Annotated in this window: 23 protein-coding genes; 7 read left to right on the top strand and 16 right to left on the bottom strand. The window is 68.3% G+C overall.

Annotation, left to right across the window (positions count from 1 at the left end):
- Nucleotides 1-53: 53 nt before the first annotated feature.
- On the bottom strand, nucleotides 54-1,196 hold the full coding sequence (locus QH948_RS06685; protein WP_281146050.1) for a hypothetical protein: 1,143 nt from the start codon (nucleotides 1,194-1,196) through the stop codon (nucleotides 54-56).
- A 119-nt stretch (nucleotides 1,197-1,315) separates the two neighbouring features.
- On the opposite strand from QH948_RS06685, the gene QH948_RS06680 reads away from it, so the two are divergent.
- From QH948_RS06680 to QH948_RS06675, 3 genes are all read left to right on the top strand, one after another.
- Nucleotides 1,316-1,837 (top strand): hypothetical protein, encoded by a 522-nt coding sequence (locus QH948_RS06680; protein WP_281146049.1) that lies wholly within the window; start codon nucleotides 1,316-1,318, stop codon nucleotides 1,835-1,837.
- Between the two features lie 35 nt (nucleotides 1,838-1,872).
- Nucleotides 1,873-2,355: a PIG-L deacetylase family protein gene (locus QH948_RS14155; RefSeq protein ID WP_369076707.1), complete on the top strand. Its 483-nt coding sequence runs from the start codon at nucleotides 1,873-1,875 to the stop codon at nucleotides 2,353-2,355.
- Between the two features lie 364 nt (nucleotides 2,356-2,719).
- Complete coding sequence (locus QH948_RS06675) at nucleotides 2,720-3,622, top strand: DNA adenine methylase (protein WP_281146048.1); 903 nt, start codon at nucleotides 2,720-2,722, stop codon at nucleotides 3,620-3,622.
- 17 nt (nucleotides 3,623-3,639) lie between these two features.
- On the opposite strand, the gene QH948_RS06670 is transcribed toward QH948_RS06675, so the two are convergent.
- The gene (locus QH948_RS06670; RefSeq protein ID WP_281146047.1) at nucleotides 3,640-5,172 is read right to left on the bottom strand and encodes a ParB N-terminal domain-containing protein; all 1,533 of its coding nucleotides are present in this window, start codon (nucleotides 5,170-5,172) and stop codon (nucleotides 3,640-3,642) included.
- 519 nt (nucleotides 5,173-5,691) lie between these two features.
- Between QH948_RS06670 and QH948_RS06665 the strand changes: the two genes are divergently transcribed.
- From QH948_RS06665 to QH948_RS06655, 3 genes are all read left to right on the top strand, one after another.
- Nucleotides 5,692-6,324, top strand: coding sequence for an MBL fold metallo-hydrolase (locus QH948_RS06665; protein ID WP_281146046.1), 633 nt, complete (start codon nucleotides 5,692-5,694; stop codon nucleotides 6,322-6,324).
- 100 nt (nucleotides 6,325-6,424) lie between these two features.
- Nucleotides 6,425-7,123: a DUF937 domain-containing protein gene (locus tag QH948_RS06660; RefSeq protein WP_281146045.1), complete on the top strand. Its 699-nt coding sequence runs from the start codon at nucleotides 6,425-6,427 to the stop codon at nucleotides 7,121-7,123.
- 5 nt (nucleotides 7,124-7,128) lie between these two features.
- Nucleotides 7,129-7,689: a DUF4870 domain-containing protein gene (locus QH948_RS06655; protein ID WP_281146044.1), complete on the top strand. Its 561-nt coding sequence runs from the start codon at nucleotides 7,129-7,131 to the stop codon at nucleotides 7,687-7,689.
- Between the two features lie 18 nt (nucleotides 7,690-7,707).
- Here the strand turns inward: QH948_RS06655 and QH948_RS06650 are convergent, their stop codons facing one another.
- From QH948_RS06650 to QH948_RS06640, 3 genes are read right to left on the bottom strand one after another with little or no spacing between them, the layout of a single operon-like run.
- Entirely contained in the window at nucleotides 7,708-8,328 is a 621-nt protein-coding gene (locus QH948_RS06650) for an L-threonylcarbamoyladenylate synthase (RefSeq protein WP_281146043.1), read from the bottom strand.
- A 33-nt stretch (nucleotides 8,329-8,361) separates the two neighbouring features.
- Complete coding sequence (locus QH948_RS06645; protein ID WP_281146042.1) at nucleotides 8,362-8,763, bottom strand: TadE/TadG family type IV pilus assembly protein; 402 nt, start codon at nucleotides 8,761-8,763, stop codon at nucleotides 8,362-8,364.
- Between the two features lie 14 nt (nucleotides 8,764-8,777).
- On the bottom strand, nucleotides 8,778-9,137 hold the full coding sequence (locus tag QH948_RS06640) for a TadE/TadG family type IV pilus assembly protein (RefSeq protein ID WP_281146041.1): 360 nt from the start codon (nucleotides 9,135-9,137) through the stop codon (nucleotides 8,778-8,780).
- A gap of 152 nt (nucleotides 9,138-9,289) precedes the next feature.
- Between QH948_RS06640 and QH948_RS06635 the strand changes: the two genes are divergently transcribed.
- A complete protein-coding gene (locus QH948_RS06635) occupies nucleotides 9,290-10,510 on the top strand; it encodes a pyrophosphate--fructose-6-phosphate 1-phosphotransferase (RefSeq protein ID WP_281146040.1) in 1,221 nt (406 codons plus the stop codon).
- Between the two features lie 54 nt (nucleotides 10,511-10,564).
- On the opposite strand, the gene QH948_RS06630 is transcribed toward QH948_RS06635, so the two are convergent.
- The 11 genes from QH948_RS06630 to QH948_RS06580 all read right to left on the bottom strand — a co-directional run bounded on the left by QH948_RS06630 (nucleotide 10,565) and on the right by QH948_RS06580 (nucleotide 18,625).
- Complete coding sequence (locus QH948_RS06630; RefSeq protein ID WP_281146039.1) at nucleotides 10,565-11,770, bottom strand: YhjD/YihY/BrkB family envelope integrity protein; 1,206 nt, start codon at nucleotides 11,768-11,770, stop codon at nucleotides 10,565-10,567.
- A 38-nt stretch (nucleotides 11,771-11,808) separates the two neighbouring features.
- Nucleotides 11,809-12,357, bottom strand: coding sequence for a MerR family transcriptional regulator (locus QH948_RS06625; RefSeq protein WP_438874128.1), 549 nt, complete (start codon nucleotides 12,355-12,357; stop codon nucleotides 11,809-11,811).
- Nucleotides 12,358-12,527: 170 nt separating this feature from the next.
- Complete coding sequence (locus QH948_RS06620; RefSeq protein ID WP_219079816.1) at nucleotides 12,528-12,998, bottom strand: bifunctional nuclease family protein; 471 nt, start codon at nucleotides 12,996-12,998, stop codon at nucleotides 12,528-12,530.
- Between the two features lie 34 nt (nucleotides 12,999-13,032).
- Nucleotides 13,033-13,707: a transcriptional regulator FtsR gene (ftsR, locus tag QH948_RS06615; protein WP_281146038.1), complete on the bottom strand. Its 675-nt coding sequence runs from the start codon at nucleotides 13,705-13,707 to the stop codon at nucleotides 13,033-13,035.
- Complete coding sequence (locus QH948_RS06610) at nucleotides 13,707-14,189, bottom strand: double zinc ribbon and FHA domain-containing protein (RefSeq protein WP_281146037.1); 483 nt, start codon at nucleotides 14,187-14,189, stop codon at nucleotides 13,707-13,709. The genes ftsR and QH948_RS06610 overlap by 1 nt, the downstream gene beginning before the upstream one ends.
- A 96-nt stretch (nucleotides 14,190-14,285) precedes the next feature.
- Nucleotides 14,286-15,080, bottom strand: coding sequence for a DUF881 domain-containing protein (locus QH948_RS06605; protein WP_281146036.1), 795 nt, complete (start codon nucleotides 15,078-15,080; stop codon nucleotides 14,286-14,288).
- On the bottom strand, nucleotides 15,073-15,405 hold the full coding sequence (locus QH948_RS06600) for a small basic family protein (RefSeq protein WP_219079823.1): 333 nt from the start codon (nucleotides 15,403-15,405) through the stop codon (nucleotides 15,073-15,075). Before QH948_RS06600 ends, QH948_RS06605 begins: the two co-directional genes overlap by 8 nt.
- A 9-nt stretch (nucleotides 15,406-15,414) precedes the next feature.
- Nucleotides 15,415-16,182: a DUF881 domain-containing protein gene (locus QH948_RS06595; protein WP_281146035.1), complete on the bottom strand. Its 768-nt coding sequence runs from the start codon at nucleotides 16,180-16,182 to the stop codon at nucleotides 15,415-15,417.
- Nucleotides 16,179-16,766: a CDP-alcohol phosphatidyltransferase family protein gene (locus QH948_RS06590; protein ID WP_281146034.1), complete on the bottom strand. Its 588-nt coding sequence runs from the start codon at nucleotides 16,764-16,766 to the stop codon at nucleotides 16,179-16,181. The genes QH948_RS06595 and QH948_RS06590 overlap by 4 nt, the downstream gene beginning before the upstream one ends.
- Nucleotides 16,767-16,775: 9 nt before the next feature.
- Nucleotides 16,776-17,804: a glycosyltransferase family 4 protein gene (locus QH948_RS06585; protein WP_281146033.1), complete on the bottom strand. Its 1,029-nt coding sequence runs from the start codon at nucleotides 17,802-17,804 to the stop codon at nucleotides 16,776-16,778.
- Nucleotides 17,801-18,625, bottom strand: coding sequence for an LpxL/LpxP family acyltransferase (locus QH948_RS06580; RefSeq protein ID WP_281146032.1), 825 nt, complete (start codon nucleotides 18,623-18,625; stop codon nucleotides 17,801-17,803). Before QH948_RS06580 ends, QH948_RS06585 begins: the two co-directional genes overlap by 4 nt.
- Between the last annotated feature and the right edge of the window lies 1 nt (nucleotide 18,626).

The following is an 18,626-nucleotide window of genomic DNA, read 5'->3' as shown; positions in this document are numbered from 1 at the left end:
CTCTCGCCGTGGGCAGCGCGCTCCCCAGCCCGGCCAGCCCCGCAGTCAGCGGGTCAGACATCCCTGGGGGCAGGTACCAGTCTCAGGCCGGTCGCCGGCGATCCGTCGTCGGATGGTTGGGCGACTAGGCGTTGCGCCCCAGACGACCAGAGACGCCGGGCGATGAGCGAAGCGAGTTCTTCGCTGCGGCCGATGACCAGCGGAGGAATGGGCTGATAGTTCTCGGACTTCGGTCGCGCGAGCTGATTGAAGCGAGCCAGGAGCTCCCTGTTCTCGTAGGGCTCGCCATCCTTGCCGAATGCTTTGAGACCCAGTGCGAGAAGCGCCGGCACTCCGGCCGTGTCATGTACGGTCTGAGGGAACGGGCAAATGAACACGTCGAGTTTCCCCATCGCGATCCCCCAAGTGGCTGGAGCTCCCCCCAAGGTAAACACCGTCAAGGGGGGGTCCTCCTCAACCTTGCCGCCCGTGACCAACGGAGGGAGCCCCCACCCGAGAGTGGTATCGAGGATCTGTGCAGCAAGTCGCCGCTGCTTGGGGCTCGCACCGACAACGGCACAGAAGCCAGGGCGTACGTCCTCGTCGCCAAAGGCCGGCTCAGTAAGCGGGTCACGACGCCCGTCCAGGTAGGCCGGCGACACGCTGTTGGGAGTCAGGTAAACGAGTCCCAGCCTGGACGAGTTCATCACGATTGTCATAGTCAGAATGTCCGAACCGTCCTGCTGTCGGACGTACATCAACAGATTGGTGGAGAACCCGAACGACAAGGAGTCGTAGGGAGAACTGCCGTCGATCGAATCGACGCTGTAAATGACAGTTCCCGGCGACGCTGCCTCCCAGGCATCCCAAGCCGCTGGCAGCGCCTCTTCACCTACGACGATCGCGTCGGGCTCGTCTGCGAGAATGAGTTGTTCGATGACGCCGTGAGTCTTGACATCAGCCTCGATCTGCTCCAACCCGACAGTGCTCTCCCGCTCCCCAGGCTCACCAGCCTTGTACCTGTGCACCCAGCTCTCGTAGTTCGCCTTCAGATCTTGCTGCCGCTTCTCTGGCAGACCAGCCGCCATGACAGACTCCGCGTCCTCGGCCGCGAGCGAACTAGGCACGGCCAAGTCGGCGGTTGCGAGGGCGATCGCACTGTCGAGGATGCCGAGGAGCCACGTGGCTCGCTGCTCCAGGGTGGTGTGCACTGCCACAGGGGCCCTCCGAACGGCTGACTTGACACGCCGACGGCCATGTAACACGATTACATGGTCTCGGCAGTAGGCTGACGCTGACGTCGAGAGCTTAACGCTTCCCAAGAAGGGCTGCCCGCATGTCCACTACTGAATCCTCGTCCGCGCCTCACCGTAAGGTTCGGCGGGCCGAGCGACCGGTCACCGTAAAGATCGCGGCCGGCGAGGTCGACCTCCTGCAGGCATTGGCCCTACTCGCTGAGACGACCCTGGCTCAGCAGATACGGACTGCCGTCGAGGAGTATTTGGAGTGGCGACTCTCGCAATCGACCTTGCCGCAGCAGGTCGCCGCAGCGCAAGAGCGACAGGCTGCCATGCTAGGTCATCTCTTGGATCCCGGCACCGCAAGGGCAACCGCAGGCCCGGAAGGTGGAGACGCCTCAAAGCGTCCGGTCCGCCAGAAGTCGATCACCCTCAGGATTCCGAACCGCGAGTGCGACCTTATGACCGCGCTCGGCCTGATGGACGATACGACCCTCGCCGAGCAACTGCGTTCCGCTGTCACCCGGTATGTAGGCAAGGAACTGCGCAACGAGGCACTTAGTACTCAGGTCAAGGATCTGCAGCAAGAACATGAACGGGTTCTTACGGCCTCGGCCTAGAATCCGACCTCAACGGGCTCCGGTGGAGTGAAGAGATGAGTGCTGACTCGGTTGCCGTACATGTCGCACCGCACCCCGACGATGAGATTCTGGGTGCTGGCGCAACTCTCGTGATGTTAAGGCAGCAGGGGTGGCGAGTCGTGGCTCTCACCTGCACGCTCGGGCGACTGGGCGATCACGATCGCCGGAGGGTGGAACTCCTCGAAGCCACTGGACGCGTCGGCTTCGAGCCTCGCGTAATGGACCCGTTGGCGGGGCTGTCGAGCAGCGACGACCTGTCGGCGGCTCAGGAATACGTTGCGGAAGCTGTCGCCTCCGTCATTAGGGAGACGGGCGCGGGCCCTGGTCGTTTCGCCCCACCCCAAGGACGGGCACCACGCCCACGAGGCGGTCGGGCGGGCCGTGGCAGATGCCCTGCTGGACCTTCGGCCCATGGCACCGCCATGGTGGCAATGGGGTCTGTGGGCGGACCTCCCACGCCCGACGCTCTATGCCCCGTTCACGGACAGGACCCTTGAAAGGGTGAGTCACTCGGTGGCGGCATACGAGGGGGAGAACGCTCGGAACGGCTTCGACATGCTTTACCCCGCCAGAGCGACAGCCGCGGAGGTCCTGGGCAGTGAGCGCGTATTCGGTTTCGGAGCGACTTCGGCGTCGAGCCTTCCGTATGCTGACCTCCTCGCGGAGTTCCAGGTCGTGGATTCGCGCCTGGTGCCCTGCGCACCCCGAGTCTTGGACGCCAGGCATCCTCTTCAATAGTCACGTTTGGGGCGTTTGGATCTCGCCGGCGGGCGACCCTCCTCCGAGATCGACTGACGGCTAGAGTTGCCTCATGCGTGGTGAGACAACGGTGCCCCTTGGATCTGCCTTCGTGGGGAGACCGTGAACGCCGCCCACACCGACACGCTCCTGCAGGTGCGAGCTGCGCGCCGCTACGGCACGTTGAGCCCGCTGCGGTACCCGGGCGGGAAGGCATCGCTCGCGGGGTTCTTCGCCGACGTGATCGAGGCGCTGGATCTGACCGACCCGACGTACGTTGAGCCGTACGCTGGCGGCGCAGGAGCGGGTGTCGCGCTGCTCGTCGAAGGTCACGTCGACCGGCTCGTGGTGAACGACTTCGACCCTGCCGTGCACTCGTTCTGGGTCGCCGCGACCGAACACTGCGAGGCGCTCTGCGCACTCGTGGCCGACAAGCCCCTCACCGTCGAGGAGTGGCGAAGGCAGAAGGCCGTGTACCGGGCGGCGGACGACACCGACCCGTTGGCGCTCGGGTTTGCGTTCTTCTACCTGAACAGGACGAACCGGTCCGGCATCCTGAACGCCGGTCCCATCGGCGGGGTGAATCAGACCGGAAACTACAAGATCGACGCCCGGTTCAACCGGCCCGAGCTCGTCCGCCGCTTGGAGGCGATCGGCGAGCGCGCACACCGGATCACAGTGTCCAACAAGGATGGGCGGAGCATCGTCCAGGAGCACGCAAGCGACCCGAACGCGTTCCTCTACATCGACCCGCCGTACCTCGCGGCCGGCGGCAGCCTCTACCTGAACGCGTTCACACACCGCGACCACGCCGACCTCGCCGCCACGGTCCGCGCGTACCCGCACGGGAACTGGGTCGTCACCTACGACGATGCCCCGTACATCCGGCGCCTCTACGAAGGCGAGGCGGTGCAGTCGTACGCGCTCTACTACAGCGCGCACCGGGCCGTGCGCTCGACCGAGCTCGCGGTCCTGTCACCGTCGGTCTCCGGCGTCGTCGCGACCGGGCACGCGGACGCCGGGTAGCGAACCAAGCCGCCTGCTCAGGCGAGAAGGCGGATAACGAGTGGCTTGATCCGGTCCCACGCGGCATGCACCTCGGCCGGCCGGACGAAGTGGTCCGGCTCGTGGTTCATCGCGTTGAGCGACTGAGCCGTCCCAGCGTACGCCGATGAGGACCGAGGCCCGCCAGCGTCGATCTGGTTGAGGATGCCACGCACGTAGGAGTCAGACGCGAACTCCTGCTTCAGCGCGGTCAGCACCCCTGTCAGGGTCGCGCCCGGCTGCAGCCGGGCCGGCGCGTGGGCACGCAGGTACACCTTCCCGGAGCATTCGAGGACCGTGCGGAGCAGGTCGTACGCCGCGTTGGCGAACGTCTCGACGTCGATCTGGCGCAGTTCCTCGAACCGTCGCCGCATCCCCGGTGACGCGCCCTGGTAGGCGAAGCCGTTCATGTCGAGACGTCTGCGGGTGTCCCCACGGTTGGGCCCTCGGCTGCCGGCCCCCGTGCCAGAGCCCCCGGTGCCGGGGTCGCCTCCGCCGATACCGTCGCCCGCCGAGCCGCCCGCGCCGTCGGGCGGACTACTGCTGTCACCGTCGACGGCGTCGGTACCCGGGTTGACGGGGTCGGGCGCGTCCTGGTCGCCGTCGCGGTCGTCGCCGGCGGGAGGTTCGGGGTTCTCGCCGTTGACGATGCCGCGGAGTGCGTCAAGGAACGCGGTCCGGGCCGCGTTCGGTGCCTCGCCCTTCTTCCCGGCCTTGAACTCCAGAGAACGGGTGTTCAGGGTCTTGTCCTTGAACCGTGCGAGCAGGTACTGGATCGCGTCGGACTGTCCTTCGGTGAGGGTGCTGTCGACGAGGAGCCCGTCGGTGGTGAACGCGAGGCCGAGCGCCGAGAGCACGTCGGGCGAGCGGTACGCGTACTCGAACGAGGTCATCGGGAGCCTGCTCTCCAGGATCCAGTCCTTGAGCGCGTCATCCTTGAAGTCGAGCCCTCGGATGAGGGCCCGCATTTCGCCCATGCGGATAAACCGCGGGATGTCGTCGGCACTGGGGAACTGCACGCGCAGGTCGTCCACGGTGCGTCCGCGGTCGAGCTGCGCGTGGTAGAAGATCGCCTGCTGCTCACGCAGCCACGACTTCTTCGGGTTCGACGTGTGCAACCTCGCCAGCAGCGGCTGCGCTGCCTCCCGCGACGGGGCCACCATCACACGGATGCTGGTCGGAAGCTCGCGCGGGTACCGGCGGGCGACTCGCTCCACCCCCACGTCGCTGAACGCGACCCCTCCCGGATCGTCCGCGGCCAAGGTGCCGGTGAGCAGCTTCAATGCCGTGACCCGGCGGTTGCCTTCGAGCACCATCAAGCGGCCGTCCTCGAAGGTGACGACCGGCAGCTCGTTGTCCAGGTAGCCGTCGCGCGCGATACCCACCGCGAGGACCGCCACGTCCTCGGCTGCGACCAGGTACGCCGCGATCGAGCTCTCGCCGGCCTGCGGGTTCGCGATCCGCACGTTCAACGGGTCGAGGCACAACTCGCTCAGGTCGCGCTCCTCGATGGGCCAACGGTCGTCCTCCACAGCCCGTCTCCTCTCGTCAGGGCCCGGACGGGGTCAAGACGAAGGACTGGCCCGGGCGTCGGGCACGTCTCATTACAGCACGGCAGTCCCTCCGAACGGCGGCGGCTCGCCGGACCCGCCCGACCGGCGCTCGACCAAGACCTCCGATTGGTCCGCGCTACTTGGCGTCAACCAACGAGGGGAACGGAAGCGGCGGTTTGGACTGTGGGCAGCCGGCCGCGCCCTCCCCCTGATCGCAGCCGCTACGGCATGCCGCCGCCCCGGCCCGGCGGATACTGCTCTACTGCACGTGCAGTCCTCCTCGGCACGACGGACGTCCATCCGGTCCTACCTGTCCGCCGCGACGAGAATGTCAACTCTCCTGTCACGCCGCTACCGCGTGTTCCGAGACCCCGACGTACAAAGTCCTGCCATGAACGTGACGCTCTACGCCATGTCTATTGGCGCGTCACACTTCCGCGGCCGGCGTGAAGAGTCACATCTCCCCTCCGCCGGCCACCCAGCGACTATCGTTGGCTCATGCTGAAGTTCACACTCCACGGTCACGCCTGCCTGAGCATCGTCGCTGAGGACGCCAACGTGCTCGTCGACCCAGGTGCCTTCAGCAAGCTCGACGACGTCGGCCGCCCGGACGCGATGCTCATCACCCATCAGCACGCCGACCACGCCGAGCCCGGCTACCTCGCGCAGACCAGCGCCCCGATCTACGCCCCGCGCGACGCCATCGACGCGCTGCGCGACCAGGGCATCCCCGAGGAGCGCCTCCACGTCGTCGAGGATGGCGCGGCACTGACGTTCGGGTCGCTCAGGATCACCGCAGCCGTCGGGAACCACGCCGTCATCTACTCCGGGATCCCCACTCCCCTGAACGCCAGCTACCTGGTCGACGGCCGACTCCTGGTCCCCGGCGACGCCTTCCCGCACATCGGCGACCCCGATTCAGTCGAGCACGTCCTCATCCCCATCTCTGGTCCCTGGCTGAAGCTCGCCGACGCCATCGACTTCGCCCAGCGCTACCCGTCGGCCAAGGTCCATCCCATCCACGACGCCCTGCTCTCGGCCCCCGGGATCGGGCTCGCGGACAGGATCCTCGACGGTGTGCTCGGCGAGCGATTCTCCCGGGCGCGACCTGAGGTCCCGATCGAGATGTGAGGTCCGGCCCGTCCGGCACGGAGCCCCGCCTGGTTGGCCCCCACTGGTCCTAGCGTGATCCTCGAGCGCCATCAGAAGCGCGCAAGGAAGGGAGACATGCATGTCAGACATCCAGGATCTTCTGGAGCAACTGCCCATCGATCAACTGGCCACGCAGGTCGGGGCGAGCCCTGCCGAGGTCCGGCAGGCCGTGCAGAGTGCGCTCCCCGCACTCCTCATGGGCATGGACGCCAACGCGCAGGATCCCGCGGGCGAGGCGTCCCTGGCGAGGGCGGTCAGCGGACACAGCCCGACTCTGCTCCAAGGCGGCGTGAACGTCGGTGACATCGACGTCTCGGATGGGGAGAAGATCACCCGCAACGTCTTCGGCGACAACGAGCAGGCGGTCGTCTCGAAGCTCGGCTCGGCCACCCCCGCAGACGAGGGCCTGATCTCCAAGCTCCTGCCCATGCTCGCCCCGATCGTCATGGCGTGGCTGGCAGGCAAGCTGATGAATGTCGACAAGGGCCAGTCCTCAGGTTCCTCCGCGGGAGGCGGGATCCTCGGCGGGATCCTGGGATCGATCCTCGGCGGCGGGGCCGCGGCCTCGTCCGAAACCGCGCAGTCGACGTCCACCTCCGGCGGGGTCTTCAAGACACAGACCGAGTCGGCCTCGACGACGGGCGCCCCCACCATCCCGATGCCCGACACCTCCTCGTCCACAACGGTCACTACCTCGGGCGGCGGACTGGGCGACCTCCTCGGCGGCGGCATCCTCGGCGACCTGCTGGGCGGCCTACTCGGCGGCGGAAAGCGGTGACGGCCATGAGCACGCATCCCGAGCCCGACGATCAGCAGATCAGCCGCGACGACCTCACCCAGCCCGTCGACGATCCGACGGTGCCTCCTGCCCCTGCACCCGAGCAGCAGGAGGCGGAGGAGCAGCGTGAGGACAGCGCCCCTCCCCCGCAGCAGCAGGCCAACTACGCTCCGCCGCCCCGGGTCGAGTACTCAACCCCGACAGGCCCGCCCCCCGGCTACACACCGCAGCAGGTGCCCGCCTACTCCGCTGACTCGACGCTGACCAACGTGCAGCTCAACTACTGGCTCACGGCCATCTTCGGCTGGCCGGCCGTGATCTTCTGGGCCATCGACAAGGACAAGACCCCGCTCCTGGACGACCACCTCAAGGAGGTGCTGAACTTCGGCATCGTCCGCGTCATCGCCGGGGTCATCTGGGCGATTCCGGTCGTCGGGTGGATCCTCGGAGCCATCGCGAGCGTCGCGACGCTGATCATCGGCATCATGGGCGCACTCAACGGGCCGGACTCCTACAAGGCAGGCCAGCAGTACCGCTACCCCTGGAACTTCCGCTTCATCAGCTGACGCTGGACGCCGGACCCGTCATTCGAACGGGGACGGGTCCCCCGCGCCGACCCGCGCGACGATGGGCTCGTCCCCGGTCAGGTCGACGACGGTGGTCGGCTCCACGCCGCAGTCGCCCGAGTCGAGGACGGCGTCGACCTCGTGATCGAGGACCTCCTTGATCGTCCATCCGTCGGTCAGCGGCTCGTCGTAGTCAGGCAGCAGCAGCGTCGAACTCAGCAGCGGCGCCCCGACGGTCTCTAGCAGCGCCAGCGTGGTGCGATGGTCCGGGATGCGCACGCCGACGGTGTGCTTCTTCGGGTGCTGCATCATCTTCGGGACCTCGCGCGAGGCCCGCAGGATGAAGGTGTAGGGACCGGGCGTCACGGCCTTGACGGCCCGGAACACCCAGTTGTCCATCTCCACGAAACGCCCGAGCTTGGCGAACTCGTCGACCACCAACGTGAAGTGGTGCTTGGCGTCCAGCCTCCTGATCCTCCTGATGCGTTCGATACCGTCGGCGTTGCCGAGCATGCAACCCAGCGCGAAGCAGGAGTCGGTGGGATACGCGATCAGACCACCGTTCTCGAGGATGCGCGTCGTCTGCGCCAGCGCCCGGGGCTGAGGGTTGACCGGATGCACGTCGAAGTACTGAGCCATGCTGCAAGGCTAGCGTCGTGCGACTTCACTAGGTCACTTGCCACGCAGGGGATCGACCGGAGAGTCGTGCGAGCCCGCCACCCTCACCGATCCGGGCACGAACGGCAGGCTCACGTCCCCCAACCCGACGGTGCAGGTGGCGGTGACCGACACCGTCGCAGACTCCCCCAGCTCGCGCGCCACCCCTGACGCATCGACGGTGAGCCCTGTACTCAGGCAGTCGATCCCGCGTTCCCCCAGTGACCGCTCCAAGGCCTCACCGGCCGCGGTCTGGGCCGCGGCGACGCTGCGCTCGAGGGAGGCCGCCCGCGCCGCGGCAGCCACCGCGGCCTCGACATGCTGGTCCGCGATCGCGATGCGCGCCAGCGTCAGCAGCAGGCCTACGAACAGCACGACGGCTGGCAGGATGAGCGCCGTCTCCACCGACGCCGACATCCCCCGCTCGTCCCTCACGGGACCGTCACCCGCTCCGTAGGCGAGGTTGCCTCGGCGACGACCTCGTAGGGGAAGAGCACGGCGACGGCGCGGCCACGGACCACGGACCTCGTGATCGTGGCCCCCTTCTCGACGCGGACGCTCGCCCGGCTGAGCGACCCGTTGGACAGGGCCCGCTCCCCCGCGGCCAGCCCGTCGGCCTCGCGGGCCCCGTGCAGGGCCGCGGCCGCGGCCGACTCCTGGGCCGCCGATGTCGCCGTCGACTGAGCCCAGCTGATCAACGCCCACTGGAGGAGCAGCAGGAAGATGCCGATCAGGAGCGGAAGCAGCACGGCGAGCTGCACCGACTCGCTCATCCCCCGCTGGTCAGACATGCTCACCATCTTCCCGCCGCGTCGGGTCACCTCGGGCGCCGATGCCGACCCTGTGGACGGGCGGGTCGCGTGACCCGTCGGGAAGCTGTCCGTCGCCGTGCAATAGGCTGGGGTCTGACGCGTTTGCGTCGCAGACTCACGAAAGGACACTCATGGTCAAGAAGGTAGCCATCCTCACGGCCGGCGGCTTCGCTCCCTGCCTTTCCTCGGCGATCGGCGGGCTGATCGAGCGCTACACGCAGGTCGCGCCGGAGGTGGAGATCATCGCCTACCGCCACGGGTACCAGGGCCTCCTCAAGGGCGACTTCCTCGTCGTCACGGACACCGTCCGCGCCAATGCGGCGCTGCTGCACAAGTTCGGCGGCTCCCCTGTCGGCAACTCGCGCGTCAAGCTGACCAACGCCGCAGACCTCGTCAAGCGTGGACTTGTCGCCGAGGGCGAGAACCCCCTGAAGGTCGCGGCCGACCGCCTCGTCGCCGACGGCGTCGACGTCCTGCACACCATCGGCGGTGACGACACCAATACGACCGCCGCCGACCTGGCCGCCTACCTCGCCGAGCACGACTACGGCCTGACCGTCGTCGGCCTCCCGAAGACCATCGACAACGACGTCATCCCGATCCGTCAGTCGCTGGGCGCCTGGACCGCCGCCGAGCAGGGTTCGGTGTTCGCGCAGAACATCGTTGGCGAGCACAACTCCGGCTCCCGCATGCTCATCGTGCACGAGGTCATGGGCCGCCACTGCGGCTGGCTGACCGCCGCCACCGCGCAGAAGTACCGTGAGTGGCTCGACACCCAGGAGTGGCTCCCCGAGCTCGGCCTGAGCAGGGAGGCCTGGGACGTCCACGGCGTGTACGTTCCCGAGGGCGTCATCGACATCGCCAAGGAGTCCGAGCGCCTGAAGAAGGTCATGGACGAGGTCGGCAACGTCACGATCTTCCTCTCCGAGGGCGCCGGCCTCGACGCCATCGTCGCCGAGCTCGAGGCGGACGGCGAGGAGGTCCCGCGCGACCCCTTCGGCCACGTCAAGCTCGACAAGATCAACCCCGGTGCCTGGTTCGCGTCGAAGTTCGCCGAGAAGCTGGACGCCGAGAAGGTCATGATCCAGAAGTCCGGCTACTTCGCCCGCTCCGCCGCCGCGAACGACGCCGACCTGGCCCTCATCAAGCAGTGCACCGACCTCGCCGTCGACTCCGCGCTGCGCGGTGAGCCCGGCGTCATCGGCCACGATGAGGAGAACGGCGATGTCCTGACCGCGATCGCGTTTGACCGCATCAAGGGCGGCAAGCCGTTCGACATCAACCAGGACTGGTACTCCGACATGCTGGCCGGCATCGGCCAGGAGTTCCCGGTGCAGACCGAGGCGCACTGACCCTGAGCGAGCCGACGCCGGCCACCCCTCGTGGGTGGCCGGCGTCTGTGCTTGTCAGCTTCGCTTCGAGAAGCGGCAGAGGAGGCTGATGAGCAGGGCGCCCAATCCGAGTCCGGTGGCGGTGCCGATGCCGTAGCCCACCGCGAGGTTCGTCTGCATGCCTCGACGTGCCACGCCTTGTCGGACATACGCGTCGGGGTCGGGCTCGGGCACCCGGGTGACCGGCTCGCGCACCTCGTCGGCGTTGTGCCGCCCGGCGAAACGCATGGTCGGCCCGATGGGCGTCGCCGCGACGACGGTGGATGCCGGGACATCGATGAACTGCGTCGGGTCCGGGCTGTCCAGCAGGGCGCGCGCCCGCTCGGCCCTCCGGTCCGCCCGCTCGCCGCGCCAGACCTTCTCCGTGCCCACCCACGACGCGGTCATGAGGATCAGCGTGGCCAGCACGTTGAACAGGAGCATGAAGATGATGATGTTGCCGAAGATGGCGGCCGACACGTTGCCCGACATCAGGCGCACGAGGATTCCGACGAGCGACTGCAGCACGGTGGCCCCGAACGCCCCGATGAGGGTGCCGAACAGCCAGGTCCGTGGCGCGGCCGGTTCATTGGGCATCACGATGAACAGGAAGGCGAACAGCAGCCAGCAGGCCACGAACGTCCCGAGGACCGCCACGATCCGCACGAGCGGCTCGATTCCGGGAACGTCCTGCCAGCCGAGCCACGCGATCACCTGGGTGGAGAAGCTGGTTCCGATGGAGGACACGCCGAGCCCCACGCCGATGCAGGTGATCAGGCCGAGGAAGATCAGCAGGTTCACGCCAAGCTCGATGACGAAGTTCTTCTTCTCGATCGCATCCTCGAAGGTCTCGGACCACATGACGCGCACGGCGCGCTTGAGGTTCCCCGCCCATTTGGACCCGGAGTAGGCGGCGGTGAAGAGTGCGACGATGCCGATCGACTGCCAGTTGCTCAGCGCCTGGTCGATCACACTGGTGAGCGCCGTTGCCAGGTCGTTCGCGTCGCCGAGCTGCTCGTCGATGTAGGACTTCAGCTGGTCGAGCATGTCCGGACGCAGGACCGTGAGGGTGAGGCCGAGCGTAGAGAAGGTGAGCATCAGGATCGGGATCAGCGACAGCACCGAGAAGTAGGTGACACCGGCGGCGAACTGCGCGCCGAGGCGCTGAGCGTAGCGTGTGTTTGCGCTCATGGCGTGGGCCACGACGGGGCGGTCGATGGTGCGCGCTATCCAGTCCTTCACCGGAGTGAGCCTACCGGGAACCGAGTCCGCGGACTCCGTCACACGGCGTGCGAGCGACGCCGGGCGGCCAGCTCGTCGTCGGGATGCTCCTCGACCTGGTCCCTGACGGTCCGTTCCCCGGGGAGCGTCGACAGCGTGCCCTCGAGTTCGCGCCACACGCTGCTGACGGAGATCATGAACATCCCCTGGCCGCCGCGTGTCAGGTCGAACAGTTCGTTGGCCGACGTGACCTCGTAGACCGAGAACCCGTCGCTGACCAGAGTGAGTTCGGTCAGGTCATCGACGCCGCGCTCGCGGAGGTGATCGATGGCGACGCGGATCTGGTGCAGAGAGATGCCGACGTCCAGGAAGCGCTTGACGATGCGAAGGAGCAGGATGTCACGGAACGAGTAGAGGCGCTGGGTCCCCGACCCCTCGGCGTTGCGGATGCTGGGCACGACCAGACCGGTGCGCGCCCAGTAGTCCAGCTGTCGATAGGTGATGCCTGCGACGCGATGCGCGATCGGACCTCGGTAGCCGGTGTCGCTGGGCACGGGGGCGAAGTCACCGTCGAACAGCAACCCCTGCAGCGCACGCTTCTCAGCCACGATTCCTCACTCACCCAGCAGGTCCGTCGGCCAAAAGAACCGACCCCGAAACGCTAACCGCCCGCCGACCGCCGGGTCAACGACACGCCCAACCACCATCCGATTCATCTGCAGGAAACTTACCCGCGTTGGAGGGCATCGGCGGAGCCCGGACCATCAAACGGGTCCGACTAGGGGTTTTCATCCTCGAAGTCGTCCGCGTTGACGGAGTCGAGGAACGCCTTGAACGCCTCGACCTCGTCCGGGGCACCTTCGGAAACCTCAACCCCCACTTGATCCATCAGCTCGCGGGGGCACCGGATGGGCCACTCGAGGCGCAGCGCGGCCGCCACGCAGTCACTCGGCCTGGCGTCGATGCTGACATCACCGAGCTGCAGGCGAGCCTGGTAGACGCCCTCCTCGATGCCCGTGATGAGTACCTCTCCGCCCTCGGGGCGGATCATGACGAGCAGCGCGGCCAAGAGGTCGTGTGTCATGGGCCGCGCCGGCAGCTCACCCTCGAGGGCCGACGCGATGGCCGCCGCCTCCTGCGTGCCGATCCATACCGGCAAGCATCTGGTGCCCCCCTCCTCCTGCAGCAGGAGCACCGGGGGATCCTCCGGCGACACGAGCCGTATCCCGATCACGTCAAGGCCGATCATGTCCACCACCGTAGCTCAGGAGATCGACGCGCGGTCAGTGGATCTGGCCGTGCAGCAGGGCCGCGTGCGCCTGCATCACGACGCGGTAGAGGTCTACGACGATGTCCTGGGGAACGCCGGAGCGCCGTCGGTAGGGCTCGATCGCCTGCTCGACGATCGCGGCCTCCATCCCGGCGGCCTGCTGCAGGACCCTGAGCTGCCTCAGATCGATGCCGTAGCCCGCGAGCTTCTTGGCAGCCTGAGCGAGCGCGACGGCCTCCGGGCCGTAGAACTGGCTGCCGCGCCTCGGGACGATGATCTTGAGGCGCTCCAGCTGGATCAGCGCCGCCTCGCCAAGCCCCGACTGCGACATCACCTGACGGCGGGTCACGAGCCCCTTGCCGCCTGAGCGTCCGCTGCGGCTCGGCTCGGGCTGCGGCTCATCCTCCGACGGTGCGGGATGGGTGGGCGGCTCCTCCCCGCGGTCGATGGCCTCCAGTTCCTCGCGGATGACCTTCAGCGGCAGGTAACGGTCGCGCTGGGCCCGGAGCACGTAGACGAGCCTGTCGATGTCGGCCTGGGAGAACCTGCGATACCCGGAGGGCTGCTGCCGGTCCGGTGCAACCAGCCCCTCAGCCTCGAGGTACCGGAGCTTGGACACGGAGATGTCCGGGAACTCCGGACGAAGCATCTCCAGGACGCGGCCGATGGTGCGTGCCGCGCCGGCCATCACTCACCCAGGGAGATGATGGCGCGGTACTTACCGATCTGGATCTCGTCCTCGTCGCGAATCAGCGACCTGCCGTCGAGCAGCGTCCGGTTGACGTAGGTGCCGTTCAGGCTGCCGAGGTCCTCCAGGTACAGGTGGCCGCCGCTGCGCACGAACTTGGCATGGTGCCGCGAGACCGTGATGTCGTCGAGGAAGATGTCCGACTCGGGGTGACGGCCGACGGTCGTGACGTCGTGGTCGATCAGGAATCGGTTCGAGTCACCCGCGCCCCGCGTGACGACCAGCAGGGCGTTGCCGGCCGGCAGATCGCGGCGGACCTTCTCGTGCTCGGCCTCGGACAGCGACTCGGTGGTGGGGGCCCCCTCGCCCGTCACAGCGAACATCGTTGTGGTGTCGCCGGAATGATCGACGAGCTGCGCTCCGCACACACTGCAGAACCGCGCCTCGGCCGGGCTGACAGATCCACACCTGGGGCACTTCATTGATTCACTCTTCCTGATCTGCAAGTCGGGACAACTACGGCCAACGCTACCCGTAGAATCTATCACCTGTGTCGTGGCCACCCTGAGATATATCGGCTAACGCGGACGGGCGAACTGGTTCTCCACCACCTCGACGGTGGTGTCGATGGAGACCTGGTCCAGCTGTGTGATCTGCACGCTCCCCCCGACGCGTTCGCCCTCGATCTCGCTGACAAGTCCCCCGCGGAACCTGGCGCCGGCCTCCAGGGTGGCCGGGTCCCCGATCGCCTCGATGGTGAACGGGGCCGTCAGCGTGACGTCGTCGGCCACGATGCTCCCGTCGTCGGCCGTGGTGAAGAAGGTACGCATCACGACCCGCACCGAGTCGTTGAGCTCGATGACCTCCGCTCCGGCATCGCGCAGCTCCTCGATGGCGTCGAGCAGCAGCGCGGCGGTGACGGCCCTCTCGGGGTCGCTAATCTGAATCCTGATGCCAGGGCCGGTGGCCGGCACGGTACCCGCCAGGATCTCGGCCTGCTCGATCCGGCGGGCGGCCTCCTGCCTGGCTGCCTTGTCGCTGTCCACGCCGCTCTGGAGCTCGGAGCGGGCCGACTCGAGCTCGCGGACTTGGTCCTCGAGCCGCCGTGTCTCCGAGGTGACGTTGTCGAGGAGCTGGATCAGGTCGGCCTGGCGCACGTTGGCGAACTCCGGCTGCGAGGCCTGCGACTGGAGTGTGATGACGACGATGAAGGCGGTGAGGAACAGCGCCGCGCCCACCACGAGCTGTCCGCGACCGGGACGGAGGAAGTCGCGCATGATGACCGTACGCCTGGGCTCGGCCGCGCGCCGGGCGCCGTCGGCCGGCGCGGGACCCGTCGGCTGAGGCGGCCGGGTGGGTTCGGTGTCAGGCATGGAGCAGCGCCCTCCGGATGGCCGCCGCGTTGGTGAAGATGCGGATCCCGAGGACCACGACGACGCCGGTCGACAGCTGGGAGCCGACGCCGATCTGGTCGCCGACGAACACGATGAGACCCGCGATGAGCACGTTGCTGAGGAACGAGACGAGGAACACCCGGTCGGAGAAGACGCCTTCGAGATAGGAGCGGGTGGCGCCGAGGATCGCGTCGAAGGCTGCGACGATGGCGATCGGAAGGTAGGGGGTCAGCGCCACCGGAAGGCTCGGCTGCAGCACGACACCGAGCACGATGCCGGCGATCAGCCCAAGAATCGCGAACACGAAATCCTCCTATCCCCGCTCCGCGTAGCGTAGCGTCATGCCAGAATCGGCCGGCAGCTCAAGGTCGTCCTCGGACACCTTGATGCTGAGCGTCAGCCCGTAGTTCTGAGTCAGATAGTGCCACCACTGGGCGGCGTCGGTCTCGTTGAATCGCGCCGGCAGTGTGGCGGGGTTGCCGATGGCCTGCAGCGTGTAGGGCGGGCTGAGGGAGACGTAGTCGACGGTGATGGCGGCGCCCGCCGACCTGATGGGGGTCAGCACCGTGAGCCGCTGACCGTTGATGCTGACGGCCTCCGCGCCGGCCTCCCACAGACCGTTGACCAGCCTGGTGAGGTCGCTGTCGAGGACCAGACCCTGCGCGTTACTTGCGCCCGGCGCGTCGCCGACCTCGACGATGACCCCCTCCCCGGAGACTGCGACGGCACCCGTGACCGCCTCGAGCGCTTCCTGTCTCTGCTGCTCGGCAGGGTCGCCGATGGCGGCGTCGCCCAGATCGCGGATCTCCCCCTCCAGCGAGGTGACCTGGGAAGAGAGCTCGGCCTGCTGAGTGCGGGCCGATGCGATGCGTTCCAGCAGCTGCGCACGCTGATCGGCGGCCGTGCCGGCACCGCGGGTCGTCTGCAGGGCAGCGACCGTGATCAGGAGCACCAGCAGCGTGACTGTGAACCCGAACCGCAGCCGACTCGGCGGGCGCCTCGACCCTTCCCGGTACTCGGGCTCCAGTGCGCCCTCCTGCAGGTCACGCAGAAGGGTCATGCTGGCGTCGGGGCGGTTCATCTGTCCTTCGCCAGGTGCAGGGTCTCACGCACGTAGAGGAGGCCAGCCGCCCAGTAGGCGAGGGCACCGGCGACGCCGAGGAACCAGCCGATCCAGTGAGCGGCCGGCCAACCGATCGACGAGTGCCCCCCCAACAGGATCAGCGGGAGTGCAAAAAGCAGAAGAAGCGTGCCGAGCTTTCCGACGTAGTTGACCGGCAGGGACACTAGGCCGTGCCTCTTCAGAATCGGCAGCAGGCAGGCGAGCATCACGTCGCGGGCGAACAGGATCATCACGAACCACCACGGCACCAGGCCGCGGAACATCAGGGCAGCGACGGTCGCGAGGATGTAGAGCCGGTCGGCGATCGGGTCGAGCCGAGCGCCGAGCTGGGTGCGCTGCTTCAGTCGGCGGGCGACGAAGCCGTCGACCCAGTCCGTCGCGCCGAACACGACCAGCAGGATGATGGCCCCCAGGTCGTTGCCGATGACGATGAGCCAGCAGAACGCGGGGATGCCGAGCAGCCGCACGAAGGAGATGACGTTGGGGATGGTCCAGACCGCGTCGGTATCCCACTGCTGCTGCGGTACGAGCGATGAAGGCACGTCCCCAGCCTATGCCATGGTCGTCGGCCCTCCCCCGGCTTCCTGGTAGGCAGCCAGGACCCTCGGCCCGACGCGGTCCCAGCCGTACCGCTCGGCGACGCTGCGGGCGCGGTGGACGTCGGCGGGGTCGGCGAGCCGCGCGAGCAGGGCGGCGGTCGCGGCTGCCAGGTCGTCGGGCGGGAAGAACGTCGCCACGGCGGGGTCATCGACGACGTCGCGGAACGCGGGCAGGTCGGACGCGACCACCGCGCATCCGGCCCCGAGCGCCTCCACAAGCACCAGGCCGAATGACTCGCCGAAGCGGTTGGGGGCGACCAGCACGCTCGCACGGGCAAGGAGCGCGTCGCGGGCCGCATCTGCGACTCCGCCGAGCTCCACCACACCCTCGGCCCCCGTCCCTCCGCGCCCGACGGCGACGAAATCGGCGTCCAGCCCCTGTTGCGCGAGACGCGCGAACAACGCGTAGCCCTTGCGTGGCTCGTCGAGCCGCCCGACGAAGACCACGACCGGTCGCCCGGTCCGCGGCGTGGGAGGGGGCTGCAGCACGACGCCGTTGGGCACGACCGGCGGGCGCGTCCCCGTGGCGGCGGCAGCGGTGTCTGCTGCTGCGCGAGACACGGCCAGCGGGACGCGGTCGGGAGCCAGCAGCGCGGCCCTGGCACGCAGCAGCGGGATAAGAGGCCCGGGTGCGAAGCTCGCGTGGTGGGTCACGACCAGGCGGCGCGCCGTCCGTGCGACCCCGAAGGCCACGCCGGGTGTCAGGGGCTCATGGACGTGGACGACGTCGGCCGTCTCCACCGCACGCCGGGCCGCCCGGACCTGGCCGCGGCCGAGTGCGAGCCTGGCGGTCGAGCCGTTGAAGGGTAGGCGGACGGCGCCGCCGAGCAACACGGAGGGCACGGAGGGCTCGCGGGTTCCTGGTGCCACCACGACCGGGTCATGCCCCTCCCCTGCCAGCCAGTCCGCCAGGCCGAGGACATGGGTGCCGACTCCTCCGGCCACGTCGAGCGAATAGGGGCAGAGCAGCGCGACCCTCACGCGAACGCCCGCCGGAGCATGAGCCAGTCCTCCGGAGAGTCCTCGACAGCCGCGGCGAATCCGGCGACCATGCCGGTGAGCACCGCCTCGAGTGTGTCGCCGCGCACGGGCGCGGACACCCGTATGCGCAGCCGGGCGCCGTCGAAGCGCGTGCTGACCACCCGCAGGTCGGCCCCCGTGCGGCGCGCCAGGAGGGCCGCCCCGGCCGGGACGCTGAGCCGGGCGCCACCGCGCGGCCAGGCGACGGCCACCCCGCGCGAGCTGAGGTCGCGGTCGCTGAGCAGGCAAACCACCCGTCGGTCGGCGACATCGCGGGCGAGGAGACGCATCAGGTCCGGCTGGTCCACGGCGTAGATGTCCATCCCCATCGCCGCCCTGGCGTCACGGAACCGCTCGAACAGGCCGTCCGGCAGCCGCTCCGCGACGGAGACGACCTTGATCCCGACGCGGGCGCACCACGCGCCGGCCAGGTCCCACGAGCCCATGTGGGGAAGGGCAAGCACCAGCCCGGGGCCGGCCAGCGACTCGCGCAGACCGACGACGTCAACGTCGGGGATGTCGGCGACGGCAAGCACGTCGGCGTCGCTCCACCGCTCCAGGCTCAGCGACCACAGCGTGTTGCGCAGCCAGTTCTCCAGCAGCCTCCTGCGCCGGCGCAGCCCCGGCCGACGTCCGGTGGCGGTGGCGACCGTGTCCGCCCAGGCCTCGACGCCCGGCAGCGGCAGCAGCGCCAGCGGGGCGGAGAGGACACGCGCGAGCCCATCGCCGACGCGCCGCGGGATCCTGCCGCCGACCGCCCAGGCGACGCCGGTCAGGCCCACC

Source organism: Tessaracoccus lacteus (genome assembly GCF_029917005.1).
Taxonomy (GTDB): Bacteria; Actinomycetota; Actinomycetes; order Propionibacteriales; family Propionibacteriaceae; genus Arachnia; species Arachnia lactea.
Note: the sequence above shows the minus strand (reverse complement) of the source record. Positions and strands in the feature narration are given on the sequence as shown.

What these genes read in the sequence shown, in the direction of transcription:
- QH948_RS06680 (WP_281146049.1), top strand. Translation starts at nt 1,316, where the DNA reads ATGTCCACTACTGAATCCTCGTCCGCGCCTCACCGTAAGGTTCGGCGG.
- QH948_RS06645 (WP_281146042.1), bottom strand. Translation starts at nt 8,763, where the DNA reads ATGTCGGCGTCGGTGGAGACGGCGCTCATCCTGCCAGCCGTCGTGCTG.
- QH948_RS06650 (WP_281146043.1), bottom strand. Translation starts at nt 8,328, where the DNA reads ATGGCTCAGTACTTCGACGTGCATCCGGTCAACCCTCAGCCCCGGGCG.
- QH948_RS06640 (WP_281146041.1), bottom strand. Translation starts at nt 9,137, where the DNA reads ATGTCTGACCAGCGGGGGATGAGCGAGTCGGTGCAGCTCGCCGTGCTG.
- QH948_RS14155 (WP_369076707.1), top strand. Translation starts at nt 1,873, where the DNA reads ATGAGTGCTGACTCGGTTGCCGTACATGTCGCACCGCACCCCGACGAT.
- QH948_RS06660 (WP_281146045.1), top strand. Translation starts at nt 6,425, where the DNA reads ATGTCAGACATCCAGGATCTTCTGGAGCAACTGCCCATCGATCAACTG.
- ftsR (WP_281146038.1), bottom strand. Translation starts at nt 13,707, where the DNA reads ATGGCCGGCGCGGCACGCACCATCGGCCGCGTCCTGGAGATGCTTCGT.
- QH948_RS06605 (WP_281146036.1), bottom strand. Translation starts at nt 15,080, where the DNA reads ATGCCTGACACCGAACCCACCCGGCCGCCTCAGCCGACGGGTCCCGCG.
- QH948_RS06620 (WP_219079816.1), bottom strand. Translation starts at nt 12,998, where the DNA reads ATGATCGGCCTTGACGTGATCGGGATACGGCTCGTGTCGCCGGAGGAT.
- QH948_RS06635 (WP_281146040.1), top strand. Translation starts at nt 9,290, where the DNA reads ATGGTCAAGAAGGTAGCCATCCTCACGGCCGGCGGCTTCGCTCCCTGC.
- QH948_RS06595 (WP_281146035.1), bottom strand. Translation starts at nt 16,182, where the DNA reads ATGAACCGCCCCGACGCCAGCATGACCCTTCTGCGTGACCTGCAGGAG.
- QH948_RS06665 (WP_281146046.1), top strand. Translation starts at nt 5,692, where the DNA reads ATGCTGAAGTTCACACTCCACGGTCACGCCTGCCTGAGCATCGTCGCT.
- QH948_RS06655 (WP_281146044.1), top strand. Translation starts at nt 7,129, where the DNA reads ATGAGCACGCATCCCGAGCCCGACGATCAGCAGATCAGCCGCGACGAC.
- QH948_RS06610 (WP_281146037.1), bottom strand. Translation starts at nt 14,189, where the DNA reads ATGAAGTGCCCCAGGTGTGGATCTGTCAGCCCGGCCGAGGCGCGGTTC.